Source organism: Granulicella sp. S190 (genome assembly GCF_009766095.1).
Lineage (GTDB): Bacteria > Acidobacteriota > Terriglobia > Terriglobales > Acidobacteriaceae > Edaphobacter.
This window is the reverse complement of sequence record NZ_LMUD01000019.1, coordinates 77,164-96,526: the sequence shown is the minus strand read 5'-3', so window position 1 is coordinate 96,526 and position 19,363 is coordinate 77,164. Positions and strand designations below refer to the sequence as shown.

Genomic DNA, 19,363 nt, shown 5'->3' with positions numbered 1-19,363 from the left:
CCTCCCCAAAAACCTCATCTGCTCGCCATTCCTCGCCCCCTACGTCTGGCAAAACCGCTACCCCCTCAACCTCGAAGCCCTCCAGCAAGCCGCCGCCCACATCATCGGCACCCACGACTTCATCTCCTTCGCCGCCGTCGATCCCGACCTCGCAACCCGCGACCGAGCAACCTCTGCGCCCTGTGCCCTAAGCTCTGTGCCCTCCTCTACCCGCACCATCTACACCTCCTCCTGGCATAGCGAAGAAAACCTCCTCATCTACCGCGTCACCGGCTCCGGCTTCCTCCATCACATGGTTCGCAACCTGGTAGGCACCTTCGCTGAAGCCGGAGCCAACCGCATCTCAGCCGACTCCATCCCCGCTATCCTCGCCGCCCGAAACCGCAGCGCTGCCGGCATCACAGCACCCGCCCGCGGCCTCTTCCTGGTTGAGGTCGTGTATCCGGAAACTGAAGTTGCGTATCCCGAAGACGAGGTCGAATTCTGATGCCCGCCACTGCATCCGCGCAGCGCCGCATCTCTCATCTCGCCGCTCTCACCGCGGTCCATCGTGCCTTCCACTGGCTACACCTCCATCAGCCCCAGCTCCGCCAGTGGCAGCTCGAACTCGTCCGCATCCCCGCCCCACCCTTCGGCGAATCCCACCGCGCCGCCTGGTTCCTCGACCGCTTCCGCGACCTCGGCCTCTGTAACATCCACCTCGATGACGCAGGCAACGCACTAGCCGAACTCCAACTCGACGCACCCTCTAGTTCCTCTCTCAATCCTTCTTCTATCTCTTCCGTAAATAACGTCATCTCGACCGAAGCGACGGACAGTCTCACCGTCCGACGCGCAGTGGAGAGACCCCCGCATCTTGCCCAACCTGCCATTGCCTCGCCAGACAGTAGCAAAATCAGAGAAGCCCAACCCTGCATCCTCCTCTCCGCCCACCTCGACACCGTCTTCCCCGCCAACACCCCCATCGACCCCATCGAATCCAACGACTCCCCGCGCATCTACGCCCCCGGCATCTGCGACAACGCCGCCGGCCTTACCGCGCTCCTCGCCATCGCCTCCGCCCTCCGCTACGCCAACATCACCCCGCCCATCCCTATCCTCTTCGCCGCCAACGTTGGCGAAGAGGGTGAAGGCGACCTCCGCGGCATGCGTCATCTCTTCGAGCGCGGCCCCTACCGCTCCCGCATCGCCGCCGCTCTCATCCTCGAGGGCGGCGGCACCTCCGCAGCCGTCACCCGTGCCCTCGGCAGCCTGCGTTTCCGTATCACCATCACCGGCCCCGGCGGCCACTCCTGGACCGACGCCGGAACCCCCAACCCCATCCTCGTCCTCAGTCAGGCACTCACCCAGGTCGCCGCCCTCAACCTTCCCACCGATCCCCTTACCACCCTCAATGTCGGCCACATCTCCGGCGGAACCTCCATCAACTCCATCCCCGAGTCCGCAACCGCCCTCCTCGACCTCCGCTCTACAGACCCCACCCAGCTCGTCTCCACGGCCACCGCCGTCCACCAGATCTTCGACGACCTCGTCACCACCCGCTCCACCACCACCGCACCACTCAAACTCCACATCGAGACCATCGGCAACCGCCCCGCCGCCGCCCTCCCCGACGACTCCCCCATCCTCCACACCCTCCGCGCCGTGGACCGTCACCTCACCCTCCGCACCGAACCCCTTCTCGGCTCCACCGACGCCAACATCCCCCTCGCTCACGGCATCCCGGCTCTCGCCCTCGGCAGTGGAGGCACAGGCGGAGGCATCCACACCCTGCAGGAGTGGTACGACCCCACCGGCCGCGAGACCGCCCTCCGCCGCATCCTCCTCACCCTCCTCGACACCCTCCAAACCACCGCCGACTCCACCCCAGCTTCCTGACACTCCACGCTTCCTGACACTCCACATAGAGGTGCAGATTTTGAAGTCCACCACTCAGCTCACACCGTCACTCCTGCTCCTCCTGACGCTCAACACCTCCGTCGCCATCGCCCAGACGCCACGCCCAACCCCACCCACCCGCGATCCTCACACCACCGGCTACGTCACCGCCACCGAGTTACCCGACGCCACCAACGCGCCCCCGCACGCGGACGGCAACTTCATCCTCGGACCAACCCACCCTCCGGCGCCCGAAACCTCCCCGCAACCCAACTTCCCTCAGGGAGCCGTATACGAGTTCACCCTCAACTCCTCCGACAGCAAACTCTATCCCGGCATCGCCCGCGACCCCGGCACCTTCGGAACCCCCGACCCCAAAGATCCCGCCCGGCTCATCGTCACCACCAGCCACCCCGCACCCTACGCCAGAAAGGTAACGGTCTACGTCCCCAAACAATATGTAACCGGCACCGTTACACCCTTCATCGTCGGAGCCGATGGCCCCGACCCCACCCTCTTCACCACCCTCGACAACCTCATCGCGCAGCACCGTCTCCCCGTCATGATCGCCATCTCCATCAGCAACGGCAGCGGCGACGCGCAGGGCAGCGAGCGCGGCCTCGAATACGACACCATGTCCGGCCGTTACGCCGACTTCGTCGAGTACGAAGTCCTCCCCCGCGTCGAAGAGCAGTACCACGTCAAGCTCACCAGAGACCCCGACGGCCGGGCCACCATGGGCGGCAGCTCCGGAGGCTCCTGCGCCCTCATCATGGCGTGGTACCACCCCGAGCTCTACCACCGCGTCCTCACCTACTCCGGCACCTACATCAACCAGCAGTGGCCCTCCAACCCTGCCTCCCCTGACGGCGCATGGGAGTTCCACGAGCACCTCATCCCCAATACTCCCGCCAAACCCATCAGAATCTGGATGGAGGTAGGCGACCGCGATCTCTTCAACCCCAACGTCATGCGCGACAACATGCACGACTGGGTCTTGGCCAACGAACGCATGGCCGGCGTACTCGCTGCGCGGGGCTATCACTATCAATTCGTCTTCGCCAAAAATGCGGGCCACGTCGATTACGCGGTCAAACAACAGACTCTGTCCGAAGCCTTGGAGTATCTCTGGCAGGGATATCCCCTCCCAAACTCAGGAAAATAAACGGCCGATAAACCGGGTGCCCCATCCATCGCGCTCTTCAGCGATGGGTGGGAAGGTATACCCTTACCCGCCGGGCTCTTGTCCCGTTCCCCACGCGCGCAAGCCTGTGGAAAACTCCCTGATCAAATCGCTAATCCATCTGAGCTTTCAGCCGATAAACACCCCAGCACAAATCTATGTTGACCTCTACCGGAATTAAGCTAAAATCGCGGGCAACAACCGTCCCACGTTCAGGCACGTCTCGAGATCAACCCCCGCGATCCGGCGAACCGAAAGTGTAAGGCACACGCTCCGCAGTCCCTCACGTTGCAGTCCGTGTGTTGAGGAGGTACCCATGAAGCGCACACTTGCCCTGTTGCTGCTTACTCTGCCCGTCTCTCTCACAGCGGTGGCAGAGCAACTGATCCCAGCCGGTTCCGTCATGCAATGCATGATCTCCGACAAGATCTCCTCCAAAACCCTCCACATCGGCGACCCCGTCCTCTGCCAGGTCAGCCACGTCGAGATGTACGGCCGCTCCGTCTTCCCCTACGGAAGCTACCTCGTCGGACACTTTGAGGACTATAAAGACCCCGGCCACTTCGTCGGCAAGGGATGGATGGAGCTCAAGTTCGACCGCATCGTCGTAGGCAACGACACCGTCATCCCCATCTCCACTCGCGTCATCGCAGACTCAGGGAAAAACCGGGTGGACGCCAACGGCAGAATCCTCGGAACCGGACACGCAACCCGCGACACCGTCGAATGGCTCATTCCCGTTCTCTGGCCCATCGACCTCATTAATCTTCCCCGACGCGGACCAACCCCCGTCCTGAAGCCCGAGACCCGCCTCACCGTCAAACTCCTCGACGACATAGGCATCCCCACCAAGTCCGAAGTCCAGCATCAGCCGGAGATGATCTCCCGCTACAACTACGCCGATCCCACCCCAGCACCTGTCCAGCAGCCAGCCCCTATCCAGCAATCCTACGCGCCGCAACAGCCGTACTACCCTCAGCAAAATCCATCGGTCGTCGTAGTCCAGGCCCAGGCACCCGCCCCAACCATCATCCAGCAACAGGCCCCGGTTATACGGCCACGTGTGGTCTATGGTTATCCACCTCCACCACCGTACGGCTACTACCCGGCCCCCTACGGCTACTACCGGCCTTACTAAAGCCAACCTCGGAATCGCGACGCTCAAAACAGGCCTCGTCCTGAGCGAAGGCTGCTCTGGCCGTCGCCTGATTCTGTCATCGCACGACTCCTTGTCGCTTGGCGTTCAGAACGTGCGTGAGAGGCGGCTGTTAGCCTTTTGAAATGGTCACCGGACTGAATCACATCACGCTTTCGGTAAACGATTTGGATCGAGCCTTTGGCTTCTACACCAGCGTTCTTGGCCTCAGACCGGTCGCTCGTTGGTACAAAGGTGCCTACCTTGCTGCAGGTGACCTCTGGCTGTGCCTCTCCTTGGAGAAGGACATCCCAAATCGTTCACTCAATCCTACCTACGACCACGTCGCATTCTCCGTATCGGAGAAAGACTTTCACCCCCTTTGTTCGCGCATCGTCACTGCTGGTGCAAAACTCTGGCAGGAAAATCACAGCGAGGGCGATTCGCTCTACTTTCTCGATCACGACGGTCACAGACTGGAGATCCATGTCTCCAATCTTGAGAGTCGAATCGAGGCGTTGAAGCAACACCCGCCGAAGGAACTGGTCTTTTACGATCCGCCAGATTGATGAAAACCTGTCAAGCCCCCAAACACACAAAGCCCGCTCCAATAGCGGCTTTTCACGTGGCACGTTTTAGCTGGCCAGCCCGGTATAATCGATGTAACCGGTAAAACACCTCATCAAAAATCAACATCTGCAAGTAGATTCTCAATAAATACCCCGCAACCCGCACAAAACAAGTATTTTGCGCACAAGTCATTTGTCTTCTATATTTTACCGGCACACCCCATCCGCAATCTCTTGAAACTAAACAACTTCCCGGCAAGATACCCCGGCAGGGGGCGGGGGGAGGGTACCGCAAAGAAACCCACTCCGCGATACACTCCACTCGTGAACCCCCTCACTCTATCGGCAATCCTTCTCCTCACCTCCTTCGCCCAGGCACAGGGAACTCCGCCCGACACCATCTACATCCACGGAAACATCCTCACTGGAGCCCATCTCCGCTCTAAAGACCCCTCCCCGACCCCGGCCAAGGTGCAGGCACTCGCCATCGCCGACGGAAAGATTCTGGCCGTCGGCACTGACGAAGCAGTCCTCAAACTAAAAGCCCCGAAGACCCACATCATTGATCTTCATGGTGTCTTCGCGATGCCCGGCTTCAACGACGCCCACACCCACATGACCGAAGCTGGACGTCAGCAACTCTCCATCAACCTGGTCGGAGTCAGATCTCTCGCCGAGATGCAGCAGCGGATCCGCGCCTACGCCGCCAAAGCCCAGCCCGGTGTCTGGTTCCAGGGCGGCGGCTGGGACCACACCCTTTGGCCTGGCGCCAAACTCCCCACCCGCGAGGACATCGACCAGGTCACCTCCGGCCACCCCTGCATCCTCAGCAGGGTCGACGGACACATGGCCCTCGCCAACTCCGCCGCCCTCGCCGGCGCTAACATCACCGCCGACACCCCCGACCCCGGCGGTGCCAAAATCGACCGCGACGCCTCCGGCAACCCCACCGGCATCCTCCGCGAAACCGCCGCCACCAACCTCGTCTTCAACAAAATCCCTCCTTCCACCCTCGAGCAGCGCCGCAAAGCCCTCAACGTCGCCATCGATGATGCCCTCGCCCATGGCGTCACCAGCGTCCAGGACAACTCCGAATGGGACGACTTCCTCGCCCTTGAAGAGCTCGAGCACACCAACCAGCTTCACCTCCGCATAGCCGAATGGATGGCCTTCGACCAGCCCCTCGCCATCCTCAAGGAGCGCCGCGCCAGCCATCCTGCCGACGATCCCCTCCTCCACCTCACCATGCTCAAGGGCTTCATGGACGGCTCCCTCGGCTCTCGCACTGCGGCCATGGACGAGCCTTACTCCGACGACCCCAACAACTCCGGACTCGCCCGCTACGATCAGACTAAGCTCAGCCAGATGGCCTCCGAACGCGCAGCGGCAGGCTTCCAGCTGGGCTTCCACGCCATCGGCGACCGGGCCAACGCCATCGCCCTCAACGCCTTCGCCGCCGCCGAACAGGTAGCCACCCTCGCCCCTCAACCAGACCCACACTCAGACCCCCACATCGTCACCACTCTCCCCCCATCAGAGCCCACTCCGGCCAGCCTCCGCTTCCGCGTAGAACACGCCCAGGTCCTTCTTCCCGAAGACTTCGACCGATTCGCCAGCGAGGGCGTCATCGCCTCCATGCAACCCTCCCACCTCCTCACCGACATCAAGTGGGCCACCGACCGCCTCGGCTCCGAGCGCGTCAAATACGCCTACGCCTGGAAGACCTTCCTCGATCACAACGTCACCCTCGCCTTCGGCACCGACTACCCGGTGGAGTCCATCAATCCCTTCCGCGGCCTCTACTCCGCCATCACCCGCCAGAACGAGACCGGCACCCAGACCTTTCAACCTCAGGAAAAAATCTCCCTCAACGAAGCCATCTACGCCTACACCCAGGCCTCTGCTTTCGCCGAATTTCGCGAGAAACAGAAAGGCCGCCTGGAGCCTGGACACTTCGCCGATCTCATCCTTCTGGACCGCGACATTACAACCGCAACGCCACAGCAACTACTCCACGCAATTGTGCTCAAAACCATCGTCAACGGCGAGACCGTGTACTCCAAAGATGACAGTCCAATCAAATCCACGCCCGGAGCGAACAACTAGTTGCCCCGTCGCCTAAGCCCCACAACACTGGCTCATCTCCTGCTCCTCGCAGTTGTATTTATCTGGGGAGCGACCTTCGTCCTCGTAAAGGACGCCCTTCAGGATGCATCGCCTCTACTCTTCAACCTGCTTCGAATGGCTCTGGCCTTCGTCGCACTAGTGATCATCAACCACCGTCAGCTACGTCACATCAACCGCCGAAGCATAGTCTCCGGCCTCGCCGTCGGCCTCTTCCTCGCTGCCGGATATCAGCTCCAGACCACAGGTCTTGCTCGCACCACTGCGGCAAAGTCTGCCCTGATCACGGGGCTGGTCGTCGTCTTCGTCCCTCTCTTCACGCTTATCCCGGCGCTCCGTCCCGTAACAACTCCCCGTCCACGCTGGACCACCGCCATCGGCACGATCCTCGCCTTCGCTGGCCTGCTCCTGCTCACCACCCCCGCAGGAACGACCTGGCACAACCTCTTCGACAGCATCGGTCTGGGAGATCTGCTCTCTCTAGGATGTGCCATCGCCTTTGCCGCACACCTGCTATCGCTGGCCCACACCTCGCACAAGGTCCCCATCGCCCAGCTTGCCACCCTCCAGATCGGTGCCGCCGCTCTCTTCATGGCCATCACTCTACCTCTGGACGGTACCCCACACCTGTCTCTCACCCCGCGCCTCGTAACAGCGCTCGCCATCACCAGTCTTCTCGCCACCGCAGCAGCCTTCACCATCCAGAGCTGGGCCCAGCGCTACCTCCCCCCCACCCACACCGCCATCCTTCTCACCCTCGAACCCGTCTTCGCCTGCCTGACTTCCTTCCTGGTCCTCCACGAACGCCTGGGCCGGCGTTCTCTCTGCGGAGCCCTCCTCATCCTCGCTGGAATTGCCTTCATCGAGCTGTTTCCCGCAGACATTCCAATCCCAACCTATCCGACGTAGTCGCTGCACGCAGACTTTTATCCGGTTTTTGCGTCTAATCAAGCTGTGAAGACCCACCTGCCTCGGACACAGCGACAACATAGACCAGCGACTATACTTAAACTTCATGCCGCGCATACAGTCCGGCGCACAGCAACGCATAACAATGAGGTCAAGACCTGCTAATGGATACACCTAATAAGACTCCTTCCACTTTCATCGAAGGCATGCGTACCCGCCGCCTTACCACGACGTTCACCCTTCTTGCGACCTTGTCTATCGGAATCATCGCCGGGTCGGTCCTTACGCGAAACGTCAGCGGTAAAGAGCAGTCGAGCGTAAACTCTACAGACGCCAAACCCCTTGTCATTCCGTCCCCTGTTGCACTCTCCAACGGCTTCTCTCAGATCGTCAAACAGGTCGGCCCCGCAGTAGTCAATATCAATACCGAAGAGCTTCCCAAACCCTCCACCAGCAAGCGCGGCAGACGCGGCGCACCTCACGGCGCCCAGCCCAGTGACCCTAACAGCGACGACGACTCCCAGCAGCAGTCCCCCGGCGACATGCAGGACTTTTTCAACCGCTTCTTCGGAGGTCAGGGTGGTGGCGATGATAACGACGGTGGCGCCGCAGGCGAACGTCGTGCTCTAGGTTCGGGCTTTATCGTGGACCCACGCGGCTACATCATCACCAACAACCATGTCGTCGATAAAGCGGACAAGATCTACGTGAAGTTGTCCACCGATCCCGACGGAGGACCGGGAGACGAAGGCCGTCCCGCTACCGTGATCGGCGTCGACAAGGACACCGACATCGCCGTCATCAAGATCGACACCAAAGAACCGCTTCCCACCATCAAGCTCGGCAACTCTGACGGCGCACAGGTCGGCGACTGGGTTCTTGCCATCGGCAGCCCCTTTGCACTCTCGAAGACCGTCACCGCCGGCATTATTTCTGCGAAGAATCGCAGCATCGACGAGCCCAGCCCCAACGGCGTATCGCAGACACAGTTCCAGCGCTTCATCCAGACCGACGCCGCAATCAACCCCGGCAACTCCGGCGGTCCTCTGGTCGATATGGCTGGCCAGGTCGTCGGTATGAACACCGCCATCTACACCCAGTCCATGGGCTCCCAGGGCGTCGGATTTGCCATGCCCGCGAACATCATCGCAAGTGTCTACAACATGCTCATCGGGCCCGAGCACAAAGTCGTTCGCGGCTCCATCGGCATTCAGTTCCAGGTCGCCCAATCCTCTGCTGTCAACCGGGTCTATGGCTTCGCCAACGGAGTCATCGTCGGCGTGGTCACGCCAAACGGTGGTGCGGCAAAGGCCGGCATACAAGCAGGCGACGTCATCGTCTCCATCGATGGTCGCAACATCAAGGATGGCGATGATCTGGTCAACGACATATCGGCCCGTCACGTTGGCTCGACGGTAAAGCTCGGCTACCTGCGGGACGGCAAGCAAAACAGCGCCAACGTCGTCATCGGAGACCGCGCGAAGACCTACGCGGACATCACCGGCCAGCCTGACGATACCTCCACCCCGCAGGAGGCCGATGCGGGCGAGGGCAAGCTTGGCATCACCGTCTCCGCAATTCCACCCACCCTCTCCGCGAAGGTTGGGATCAAGGGTGGAGTCATCGTCACCAACGTCCGACCCGGCTCCTTCGCAGACGAGATCGGCCTCGGCAAGGGAACCATCATCACCGCCATCAATCGCAAAGCTGTAACGGACGAGGCCAGCTACCGGGCCATCGTCTCCACTCTCAAATCCAAGGATGACGTCGTCTTCGTCATTCAGTCACCCACGCAAAAGAACCTCAACTCCTACGTAGGCGGCACTCTTCCGTAGAGCGGACTGGCCGGAAGAGGAGATACGATCAGGTCAAACCTATCGTCTCTCCTCTTCCGCCTCTCCATCTTGCCCTCGGAACCGACCCAAAAGATGTATTCCCGTTCGCCATCCTTTGTTGCAAGCACGTTACGATCGGGATACTCTACCCTCACATCGACGCCGAGCTGCATCCGATAATCAACCCAAGGTGATGTTTCAACTATGCAGTTTGGCAGATCACTTCTAATCGCGGTGTTGCTTTTGACGGCAACAATGTCATGCCTGGCATATAGCCACGCGCGCCGTGGGCCTACCTCGCCCAGGCTGTCTCATAAGCGCTCCAAGACCCCAGCGAAGTTGGCAGGCCAGCGAGCCATCGACGATACCCGGGCGACTCAGATTCAGACCTCCCTCATCAAATCCGGCTACCTCTCCGGCGAAGCTTCTGGTCACTGGGATGCAGTGACCCAGACCGCAATGCAAAAGTTTCAGGAGGACAATGGCTGGCAGACAAAGCTGGTCCCCGACTCCAGAGCCATCATCAAGCTAGGCCTCGGCCCCCAGCCGGAGTCCAAAGCAACACCTGAATCTTCCGTAGAGACTGCCCCAGGCGCAACTCCGGCATCAGGCTTCATGCATCCCTAAGCTGTGCTGAACTATAGACAAACAAGGCCACGCCGCCCTCTTTGTCTGGCACCATCAACCCGATTCTTCTGCTATTGACCCCGTATCGCAAAGATATGATCTCTTACATCTTCGTGCGACACAGGCAAGCTTCCTGTCTTACCGACCGTACCGCTCTCCAGCCACATCCTCAACCAATAGTCCTGATGAACCCGAACTAGTCGAGCAGCAACCGGCTGCTTCTGCTCCAGGATCGCCGTGATCCTCGCCGCTATCGAGTCCATATTTTCAACCGTCTCCAGCTTTGTCTCCACGCCATCACAAGCAAGAAGCCTGCTGCGAGCAGCCTCGAACTGCGCCCCCTCCACAACTCCACTCTCCACCTTCAACTCCGTCATCTGCTCGAGCGCAAAGGCGGAGGCGGCATCCAGCCCATCCGCAAACCCCACGTACAGAATCCGCGATCCGGCAACGCGCAGAGGCAGCAGACCGAACCTCTCCACAAAGACCCTCGGCACAACCAAAGCCATCGCCTCCGGAGAAAATCCCTCCGTGGTCAGCACCGGACATCCCCACTGCATACTCAGGCCGCGCGTGACGTAGTCAGGCTCCACGCCGCACTCGTTCATCAGCCACTCTCCAATCTTTCCGCTCCCACTCACTCGCTGTGCCGACAAAGCCTTCTGAAGCTGCAGTTGCGTAATCCACCCCTGCGCCAGCATCAGCAGTCCTAACGGAACTCTGTGTCTGTGTGGAGACAACCCTGCCACCACGCCTCCATCACCTGACTCACGTCTCACTGCACTCTGCACCATGGCGAGAACACACCGGCCACTGCACCCCCATTGTCCCTCGAAGATCGGCCTTCTCTTATTTCGCCACGGCATCGTCCAGCCGCTCTCACACTCAGCGCTACCACACATCCTTCGCTCCGAGCTCTTCCTCGACGGAGCAGGCAGCCCATATCCTGCAAACCCCGGAAGCTGGCTCGAAGGCGTATAGTCGTCTTCCTGCCACGCCACTCCATTACCTACCCTCACAGCGTTCGGCATCAATGCACTCACTCTCATCGCTCCAGTCTTCTTCATTAGAAAAGGCATCGTATGCTCTCCAATCTCAGTTGAGGCGTCGCCACCTCGGTAATACGCAACGCGAAGTTGCCGCTGACTACGACGACCTCACCTCGCGCCACAATTTTGTCTCCCACAATAAGATCGACCGGTTCGGACACATGCCGGTCTAACTCCACGACGTCTCCCGGTCCCAGCTCCAGCACCTCTCTCAGTGCCATATCGCGCGAACCGAACTGCAGGGTCGCATCCAGTTCGATATCACACAGTAATGCGATCCCAGGATCAATCGCTGTGTCTTCGCCCGCACCCATCACCTTCTCCATGTCCTGTCTCTCCTAGTTCACACTCGTCGTTTCAACCCGGCTCTGAGTCTCCAATGCAACACTGAGAAGATCGTTATCGACTCCACCTGTCAGTTGGGCACCGCGATGCTCGCCACTCCTCACGGGATGCGCTCTACCAAACTGAAGGCCTCCAACCCGAAGCTCAGAGAGCACGTGTTTTGCCAACGGCAGACGTAACACCATCCCCCGGTCCAGCGCAGCAAGCTCGCTTGCTCGCAGACGCATGGAAGGAAACTGCAGCGCAGCGCCAAGCTTTACCTCGCCCACCAGCTCACGCACTCTTGCCTGCGCCTCCTTCGAGCGCCTCTTCGGACGATCGCCCTCAGAGATCAACCGCCGCAGAATAGCGTTCAAAACAACCGCCGGCAGGCAAAGGTTCATCGCACCCTGCGCCTCGGGCATGCGAGCCTCGAAGCTCACACACAAAGTCTTCTCTCCCGAGGTCAGCATCCTGGCCACCGCGGCCTCGGACTCCCTCTTCTCGAAGACAAACTCCAGGCCAACCGACTGCCAGGCCTGATTGAGCTCCTGCACCGTCATCCGCACCACCGATGTCAGCACCGCGTCTTCAATGTCTGTCAGCTCTCGTGCCGGCCATGCCCGCCCAACTCCACCCAGCAGAACATCTACAATCGGCGAAGCCAGCGCAAGCTCTAGCTCCAACAGACCAACCGCACCCAGCGGCTCCAGGCGAATCGAGCAGATGTAGTTTGGAGACGAGAGCCGCTCCAGAAACTCGCTGAAGGGCAGCTGCTCGCCCGCTACCAGCTTCATCTTGAACGGAGTCCTTAGCCACGCACTCAGCGTGTGCATCAGGTTCCTTGCAAACAGATCGTTCACCGAACTGATAGCCCGCATCTGATCGTTGCTGATCTGCCCTGCGCTGCTGAAGTCATACTGCTCCACTGGCGCCTCTTCCTTCACACCTTCTGCTTGCTCCGAAGCACTCGCCCCGGCGGCAGCAAACAGTGCGTCGATATCTCCCTGCCCAAGCTGTTTTCCCATGCATTCCTTTCTTCGGTTAGAGATCTCTCAACTAACAATCCAAATAACGTTTACCGTCTACCGCCCTGGACCTTTGCATTCTTTGCCTTTGCCGGAACAATCGTATCCCCTGTTCGAAGACTCGCAAGCGCCACCCTCAGCCTCAGGACCGCGGAAGAGTGGATCTGCGACACTCGCGACTCCACGACGCCCAGCGTCAATCCGATCTCTTTCATCGTCAGCTCCTCGTAGTAGTAAAGCGTCAGCACCATCCGCTCTTTCTCCGGAAGCTCATCGATCGCATCCACCAGCCGCTGCTTCATCTCCCCCTTCAAACAGCGGTACAGCGGATCATCCTCAGGCGCACCGGGAACGTAGGTAAGCTCCTCATCTCCGGAATCCTCAGACCGCTCCATATGCAGGCTGCCGATCTCGAGCCCCTTCAGGTCACCCAGCAGAGACTGGTACTCCGGCAGGCCCAGCTCCATCTCCTTCGCGATCTCCTGCTCAGAGGGAGCTCTTCCCATCCGCTGCGTGACGGCACGGATCGCCTCTTCAACCGCTCTTCCCTTCCTGCGCAGCTCTCTCGGGCTCCAGTCCAGCGTTCGCAGGGAATCCAGGATCGCTCCACGGATCCTGAACTGCGCATAACTCTTGAACTGCACCTTCTTCTTGTGGTCAAACTTCGAGAAGGCGTCGATCAACCCAACCACGCCGGCAGAGACAAGGTCGTCCAGCTCGACATGCTGAGGCAGGCGCTCATGAATACGTCGCGCGAGGTATCGTACTGTCGGCAGATGCTCCATCAGCAATAAATCCCGCTCGGTCGCGCTGCCACCCTCCTGTGCAATCACTCCCTCCCCTGTGAACGGAGCAAAGATTCCCTGCTCAGCCATCGTCTCCACCTCGCCAAATTGCGCAACTCCAAGCGACGTCCATTGCTCGCCGCAAAGCTTCGCCTGTGACAACTCCCGCGCCACCTTTACTGGAATCGAACTCCCTCTGCTCATACTTCCTCCATTCCTCATCTGCCGTTACCGCCCTGCAACTCTTCTAACCGTCCTTACCCAACCGTCCCAATACTCCGTACCCGAATCTCCGGAGGAATCTCCCCCGGCGCCAGCACAGTCACCTTAGGCAGAAACGGCTCCAGCCATCGCCGCACGTGATAACGGGCTGGACTCGGACATAGAAGCACGGGGAGTGCCGAGGTCGAGGCTCCTCCGGTTAGGCGTTTCACAGATTCCACCAGCCGCTTCAAAAAGTCCTGCCGCATCCCCGCCGGACGCGCGCCATCACCCAACAACAGACCCGCGCCCTGAGGATCGAACGTATGCAGCAGCTCGCTCTCCAACTCCGGCTCCAACACCAGCACCTTCAGCCCGCCGTCGCCATCCAGCAGGGAGTGCACCAACCCTCTCCCCAACGACTGCCGCACGCTCTCCACCAGGTGCACCACGTTCTTCGACTGCTGGGCCGCCTCCACCAAAATCTCGAGGATCGCGCCCAGGTCTCGAATCGAAACCTGCTCCCTCAGTAACTGCTGCAGCACCCGCTGCACCTCCCCCAGCGTCATCAACTTCGGCACCAGCTCTTCCACCAGCTTCGGATGACTCTCATTCAAGCTGTCCAGCAGCCGCTTCACCTCCTGCCGGCCCAGCAACTCATGCGCATGTCTGCGAATCAACTCGCCCAGGTGCGTTCCGATCACCGTTGTCTGATCTACTACCGAGTAACCCGCAGCCAGCGCCTGCTCCTCCAGTCCTGGCTGAATCCATCGCGCCTGAACGCCAAACGCTGGCTCCTTCGTCTCCACACCGGGCATCACCCTTGCCTTCGGATCAGAGTTCACCGCCAGCAGCCAATTCTGTTCCGTCTGCCAACGCGCAATCTCGATCCCGCGAAGACTCACAACATACTCCCGGGGCTTCAACCGCAAGTTATCCGTAATATGCACCGGCGGAACAATGAATCCAAGCTCTGTCGCCAGATGCCTTCGCAGCGCGCGAACGCGGTTGAGCATCTGGCCGCCCTGCTTTTCGTCCACCATCGGAATCAGCTGAAACCCAATCTCCAGCGTCAGCTCATCCATCTTCAGCAGCGAAGCCAGATTCTCGCCCTTCACCGCATCTGCAGTCTTCGACTTATCTCCCTTCGCCGAGACATCAGCGGTCTCCTCCGCAAGCAGCTGAGAAGCATCCTTTGCAGCCGGCAGCCGCCGCGCAATCAGTCCCACACCCACTGCGAGCAGCACAAACGAAAGCTTCGGCAACCCCGGAATCAATGCCAGTCCAAGCAGCACTCCGCAGGCAATCCAAAGCGTGTTGCGACCGCGCAGGAGCTGTGTTCCCAGCTCCTCATCCAGCGATCCTGCAGATGACGCCCGCGTCAACACCATGCCGCCTGCAATCGAAACCAGCAGGCTGGGAATCATCGTCACCAGCCCATCGCCTACCGTCAGGATCGTGTAGGTCTTCACCGCCGTTGCAAGATCCGTGCCATGTTGCAGCACCCCGATCAACAACCCCGCAACAATATTGATCGCCGTAATCAGGATCGTTGCCAGCGAGTCTCGTTGATTGAACTTCGCCGCGCCATCCATCGCGCCATAAAACTCTGCCTCACGCGCAATCGCCTGCCTTCGCTTTCTCGCCCCCTGCTCATCGATCAGACCCGCGTTCATATCCGCGTCGATCGCCATCTGCTTTCCTGGCAAAGCATCGAGCGTAAATCGCGCCGTCACCTCGGCAGTTCTCACCGCACCGTGGCTCACCACCAGAAACTGAATCGCAATCAGCGCAAGAAACAGCACCAGTCCGACTACATAGTTCCCGCCAACCACGAACTGGCCGAACGCTTCGATCACTGCTCCCGCAGCCTGCGTCCCCTCCTGTCCATGCAGCAGAATCCTGCGGCTCGACGCCAGGTTCAACGACAACCGAAATAACGTCAGCAGCAACAGCAGCGTAGGAAACACGGAGAAGTCCACCGCGCGCCGCACCTGTACCGCCGTCAAAAACACAATCACCGAAGCTGTAATCGAGGCCGCCAGCAAAATATCCAGCACCACGCTGGGCACCGGAATAATCATGACGAACACCATGCTGATCGCCGCCACCGGCAACATAAGCGTCTGCAGCTTCGCCATGGAAAAGCCGCCACTCTTCTTCACTGCTGCACTCACATTCCACCTCCAAAATCACGCATCCCAATCAATCCATTCGCTGCCACATTGCCATTGCCTTCGAGCAGCCGGCCAATCCTCTGCTTTGCCTGCTCTCGCTCCTTCGCCTCGCGTTCCCGCCGCACTCGCTCCTCCACCTTCTGCCGATAGAGAAACGCCAGGATCCCAGCCACCGCCGCATAGAGATCGAAAGGGATCGACTGACCCGGCTCGACCAGCTTGTACAAGCTCCGCGCCAGTGGCGGATTCTCAACGATCGGAACTCCCGCCCACCGCGCCTCCTCACGAATCTCCGCAGCCAGCAGATCCCTCCCTTTCGCCAGTACCGTCGGCGCCGACATCGTCTCAAAGCTGAACTCCAGTGCCACCGCATAGTGCGTCGGATTGGTAATCACTACGCTCGCCCGCGACATATCCGCCTTCACCTTCCGCTTGCGCATCGCCCTTTGGATCTGCCGAATCTTGGCCCTTATCTGCGGATTCCCCATCGCATCGCGCATCTCTTCGCGCATCTCCTGCTTGCTCATCTTCAACCGCTGATTCCAGCTCCTCCACTCGATCGCATAATCCAGCGCAGACCACGCCAGCGTCACCCACGCTGCATCCAAGGCCAGCCCATAGGCGGCAGAAAAGGTCGCCGGCAGTCGCAGCAGGCTCATCACTGGCATTGGAATCATCAACGTCTTCAGAGCACCCCAGCCCAGTACCACCATCACCGCAGCGGGCACCAGAGATTTCACCAACCGCGTCGCCGACCGCAGGCTGAAAAGATTTCCCAAATTTGTAACCGGATTGAGCTTCGAAAACTTGAGCTGCACCGCACTCGGATAGATCTGCACCCCGCCGCTCTGCGCCACTCCCGATACAAGCGCGCCCGCAAAGCTCGCCGCCATGACCAACCCAACCGGCAACAGGGAAGGCACCAGGATTCGCCGCACAGCCACATCGAACAACTGTTCACCGCTCTGTCCATCACTTCTCGCGGTGCTGCTCGTCGCAGAGCGCAGACTCTCTTGATAAACCTTTCCCCAGTCGGCGACGAATCCATTCGACATCGCCCCCAGCATCACCACGCCGCCCAGCATTGCCATCGCCGACAGCAGCTCGCGGCTATGCACGCTGTCGCCCTTCTCCTTCGCTTTTTTCTTTCGCAGTGGCGTAGCCTGCTCTGTGCCTTTATCCGCCATAGCCAGCCATCATCACTCTGCTCATGCCCGCACCAACATCTTCGCCGCGGCATCCAAGAGCGCCGTAAAGTGTCGCTCAATCCAGCCGGGCCACACTGCCAGGCTCGCGATCAACACCACGTAAGACACCATCGTCTTCGCCGGCACACTAATCACCAACGAAGGCAACTGCGGCGAAAGCCGTGCCACCAGGGCGATTGTCACCTCCACTGCCAGCGCAGCCGCCATCACAGGCGCAGCCAGCTGCACGCCCGCCAGAAAGACCCCGCTCGCCATCATCGCCAACGCCACTCCGGTCTTTGCCTGCATCACGGCTTGCCCCACCGGCACCGCGGAAAAGCTCCTCACCACAGCGGCCAGCAAACTTCGATCCAGGCCCGTTCCGATAATCACCAACACACCCAGCCAACTCAACATCTGTCCCAGTACCGCTGTCTCGATCATCGAATTCGGATCGAGCAGGTTCACCAACGAGAAGCTGAACTGCAATCCCAGCAGCGTCCCCGCAAAGGTCAGAGCCTCATTCAGAAGCATCAGTGAAATCCCAAAGATTAGTCCCACGCTCAACTCCCCCAGCAACCCCCTTCCGTCAAGCACAGCGCGAGCTCCAGGAACCGCCGCCACAGCAGGCGCCAGCAGAATCGTCATCGCGAACACAAATCCGGCTTTGATCCGAGGCGCAATGGCCGATGAGGAAAACACTGGAGCGAACACCATCAACCCGCTCAAGCGCACCATCACCAGAACCCCCGCCGCCAGGTACTGTGGCCAATTCGTAATCAATCCACTCACTTCACGGTTCATGCCGCCTCTATCCCAGGTACCTGTGCAGGTCGGTAAACAAACGCACCGCAAAACTCACCAGCCGATGCACCATCCAGGGCAAAATCGCCACGGTAACGACAAACACCACTACCAGCCTCGGCACCGCCGTCAGCGTCTGCTCCTGCACGCTGGTCAGGGTCTGCAGCAAACTCACCGTCAGGCTCACCAGCGCTGCCGTCACCAGCAAAGGCGCGCTCAACAGCATCGCCTCGATCAACAACCGCCGCATAATCTCTACTGTCTGATCCGGCCCCATCGTTACTCCCATCACAAGTTGTTGCGCGCATTAAAAGCTCTTGATCAACTGGTCTGCCAGCAGGCTCCAGCCATCGATCATCACGAAGAGAAGAATCTTCAGCGGCGTCGAGATCACGACCGGTGGCAGCTGCATCATGCCGATCGACGTCGTGATACTCGCCACCACCAGATCCACCAGCAGGAAGGGCAAAAACAGAATCGCGCCAATCTGGAACCCAGCCTTCAACTCACTCAGGATGTATGCCGGAACTACCACTTGGACGGGGAGATCCTCTCTCTTATTCGGTCGCGCCGCCATCCCCGCCGAGGCAAACACGGCGAGATCTTTCTCCCGCGCATAACGCAACATGTATCGCTTTACCGGGGTCATACCCATATCCAGCGCCTGCTCGCCGGTAATCGTCCCCGCGCTATAAGGAGCAACCGCGGTCTGCTCCACCTCCAGCAAAACCGGTTGCATCAAAAACCAGGTCATCATCAACGCCAGGCCCATCAGAATCTGGTTCGACGGGGCGGTCTGGGTTCCCAGCGCCTGGCGCAGAAAGTGAAATACCACCAGCAACCGCACCATCGGCGTCATCGACAACAGCAGCGCTGGCAACAGCGTCAGCAGAGTCAGTCCGACGACGATCGACCACGGTGCGCTCTTGCTACTCGCCAGCTCCGAGGCGATCGAATCATTCTTCTTAGCGCCAGCAACCTCTGCTCCAGCACTTGCACCCGCCGCGTGCGTCTTTCCGCCAACCTTGCCCTTTGTCGAACCACTCTGGTCGCGAGCACCAGCCGCGACTCCTCCCGGCTTCTTGACCCAGAAAGACTCTGGAGCAATCGCCATCGCCACCGTAATGGGCCTCTCAGCCAATACAGGTCTTGCAGGAAGAGCCATCGCCAACCCCGTCAGGGCAAGCCACAGCCAACTTGATCTGTACCTCATCGGCATAGTTTGTCCTGCCCCTCCGTCGCCACTCCAAGCGGAGCGTCAGCCTTCAGCCGCACAATCGTCTCCACGCTCTCGAAGCTTCCTCCCACCAGAAATCTCTCCCCGGCGCACGTCACCAACATCAGCTGTCGCTTCCCTCCCAATGGCAGCGTCTCCACCAGTTGAAGTTGCTTTTGTTGAGAGACTCCTTGTCCTCGCCAGCTGCGAACACATCCCAGAACCCAGCCCGCAAGACCCCGCCCGTCCAATGCCATCGTGCCGTTCGATCTTCGCGCCGTCGTATCGTCTAAAAGCTGCATCACACTCTCCGCTGCACTTGTTGCATATCA

The 19,363-nt window shown here is 60.0% G+C and carries 18 protein-coding genes and 1 pseudogene; 9 read left to right on the top strand and 10 right to left on the bottom strand.

Translation table 11 applies throughout. The features are described 5' to 3' along the window. The 9 genes and pseudogenes from GSQ94_RS12325 to GSQ94_RS12285 form a co-directional block, all read left to right on the top strand. Positions 1 to 487, top strand: a pseudogene (locus tag GSQ94_RS12325) (tRNA pseudouridine(38-40) synthase TruA); the annotation flags it as partial. After that, positions 487 to 1,878, top strand: coding sequence for a M20/M25/M40 family metallo-hydrolase (locus GSQ94_RS12320; RefSeq protein WP_158944174.1), 1,392 nt, complete (start codon positions 487 to 489; stop codon positions 1,876 to 1,878). The pseudogene GSQ94_RS12325 and the gene GSQ94_RS12320, both read left to right, overlap by 1 nt. 40 nt (positions 1,879 to 1,918) lie before the next feature. Then, positions 1,919 to 3,043: an esterase family protein gene (locus GSQ94_RS12315; RefSeq protein ID WP_158944173.1), complete on the top strand. Its 1,125-nt coding sequence runs from the start codon at positions 1,919 to 1,921 to the stop codon at positions 3,041 to 3,043. A gap of 334 nt (positions 3,044 to 3,377) precedes the next feature. Then, the gene (locus GSQ94_RS12310; RefSeq protein WP_158944172.1) at positions 3,378 to 4,199 is read left to right on the top strand and encodes a hypothetical protein; all 822 of its coding nucleotides are present in this window, start codon (positions 3,378 to 3,380) and stop codon (positions 4,197 to 4,199) included. Between the two features lie 143 nt (positions 4,200 to 4,342). Beyond that, the gene (locus GSQ94_RS12305; RefSeq protein ID WP_158944171.1) at positions 4,343 to 4,765 is read left to right on the top strand and encodes a VOC family protein; all 423 of its coding nucleotides are present in this window, start codon (positions 4,343 to 4,345) and stop codon (positions 4,763 to 4,765) included. A 324-nt stretch (positions 4,766 to 5,089) separates the two neighbouring features. Then, positions 5,090 to 6,871, top strand: coding sequence for an amidohydrolase (locus GSQ94_RS12300; protein ID WP_174240930.1), 1,782 nt, complete (start codon positions 5,090 to 5,092; stop codon positions 6,869 to 6,871). Then, on the top strand, positions 6,872 to 7,798 hold the full coding sequence (locus tag GSQ94_RS12295; RefSeq protein ID WP_158944169.1) for a DMT family transporter: 927 nt from the start codon (positions 6,872 to 6,874) through the stop codon (positions 7,796 to 7,798). A gap of 164 nt (positions 7,799 to 7,962) precedes the next feature. Next, on the top strand, positions 7,963 to 9,633 hold the full coding sequence (locus GSQ94_RS12290) for a trypsin-like peptidase domain-containing protein (RefSeq protein WP_158944168.1): 1,671 nt from the start codon (positions 7,963 to 7,965) through the stop codon (positions 9,631 to 9,633). Positions 9,634 to 9,837: 204 nt separating this feature from the next. Continuing rightward, entirely contained in the window at positions 9,838 to 10,260 is a 423-nt protein-coding gene (locus GSQ94_RS12285; RefSeq protein WP_158944167.1) for a peptidoglycan-binding domain-containing protein, read from the top strand. A 71-nt stretch (positions 10,261 to 10,331) separates the two neighbouring features. Here GSQ94_RS12285 and GSQ94_RS12280 read toward each other — a convergent pair whose 3' ends face one another. The 10 genes from GSQ94_RS12280 to GSQ94_RS12235 are packed head-to-tail and all read right to left on the bottom strand — an operon-like array spanning position 10,332 to position 19,333. After that, positions 10,332 to 11,339, bottom strand: a complete 1,008-nt coding sequence (locus GSQ94_RS12280; protein ID WP_158944166.1) for a hypothetical protein — start codon at positions 11,337 to 11,339, stop codon at positions 10,332 to 10,334. Further along, the gene (locus GSQ94_RS12275; RefSeq protein ID WP_158944165.1) at positions 11,327 to 11,635 is read right to left on the bottom strand and encodes a FliM/FliN family flagellar motor switch protein; all 309 of its coding nucleotides are present in this window, start codon (positions 11,633 to 11,635) and stop codon (positions 11,327 to 11,329) included. Before GSQ94_RS12275 ends, GSQ94_RS12280 begins: the two co-directional genes overlap by 13 nt. 12 nt (positions 11,636 to 11,647) lie before the next feature. Then, positions 11,648 to 12,661, bottom strand: a complete 1,014-nt coding sequence (locus GSQ94_RS12270; RefSeq protein ID WP_158944164.1) for a flagellar motor switch protein FliM — start codon at positions 12,659 to 12,661, stop codon at positions 11,648 to 11,650. Between the two features lie 50 nt (positions 12,662 to 12,711). After that, positions 12,712 to 13,650 carry a sigma-70 family RNA polymerase sigma factor gene (locus GSQ94_RS12265; protein ID WP_158944163.1) on the bottom strand — a complete coding sequence of 313 codons (939 nt, stop codon included), beginning with the start codon at positions 13,648 to 13,650 and terminating at the stop codon, positions 12,712 to 12,714. Positions 13,651 to 13,703: 53 nt separating this feature from the next. Then, positions 13,704 to 15,788, bottom strand: coding sequence for a flagellar biosynthesis protein FlhA (gene flhA / locus GSQ94_RS12260; RefSeq protein WP_254063850.1), 2,085 nt, complete (start codon positions 15,786 to 15,788; stop codon positions 13,704 to 13,706). Between the two features lie 32 nt (positions 15,789 to 15,820). Beyond that, positions 15,821 to 17,011 carry a flagellar biosynthesis protein FlhB gene (locus GSQ94_RS12255; RefSeq protein WP_158944161.1) on the bottom strand — a complete coding sequence of 397 codons (1,191 nt, stop codon included), beginning with the start codon at positions 17,009 to 17,011 and terminating at the stop codon, positions 15,821 to 15,823. 21 nt (positions 17,012 to 17,032) lie between these two features. Beyond that, positions 17,033 to 17,815, bottom strand: a complete 783-nt coding sequence (locus GSQ94_RS12250; RefSeq protein ID WP_254063832.1) for a flagellar biosynthetic protein FliR — start codon at positions 17,813 to 17,815, stop codon at positions 17,033 to 17,035. 7 nt (positions 17,816 to 17,822) lie between these two features. Beyond that, positions 17,823 to 18,104 carry a flagellar biosynthetic protein FliQ gene (locus GSQ94_RS12245; protein WP_254063831.1) on the bottom strand — a complete coding sequence of 94 codons (282 nt, stop codon included), beginning with the start codon at positions 18,102 to 18,104 and terminating at the stop codon, positions 17,823 to 17,825. An 18-nt stretch (positions 18,105 to 18,122) separates the two neighbouring features. Next, the gene (gene fliP / locus GSQ94_RS12240; protein WP_254063830.1) at positions 18,123 to 19,034 is read right to left on the bottom strand and encodes a flagellar type III secretion system pore protein FliP; all 912 of its coding nucleotides are present in this window, start codon (positions 19,032 to 19,034) and stop codon (positions 18,123 to 18,125) included. Beyond that, entirely contained in the window at positions 19,025 to 19,333 is a 309-nt protein-coding gene (locus GSQ94_RS12235) for a flagellar biosynthetic protein FliO (protein ID WP_158944160.1), read from the bottom strand. The genes fliP and GSQ94_RS12235 overlap by 10 nt, the downstream gene beginning before the upstream one ends. Positions 19,334 to 19,363: the final 30 nt, after the last annotated feature.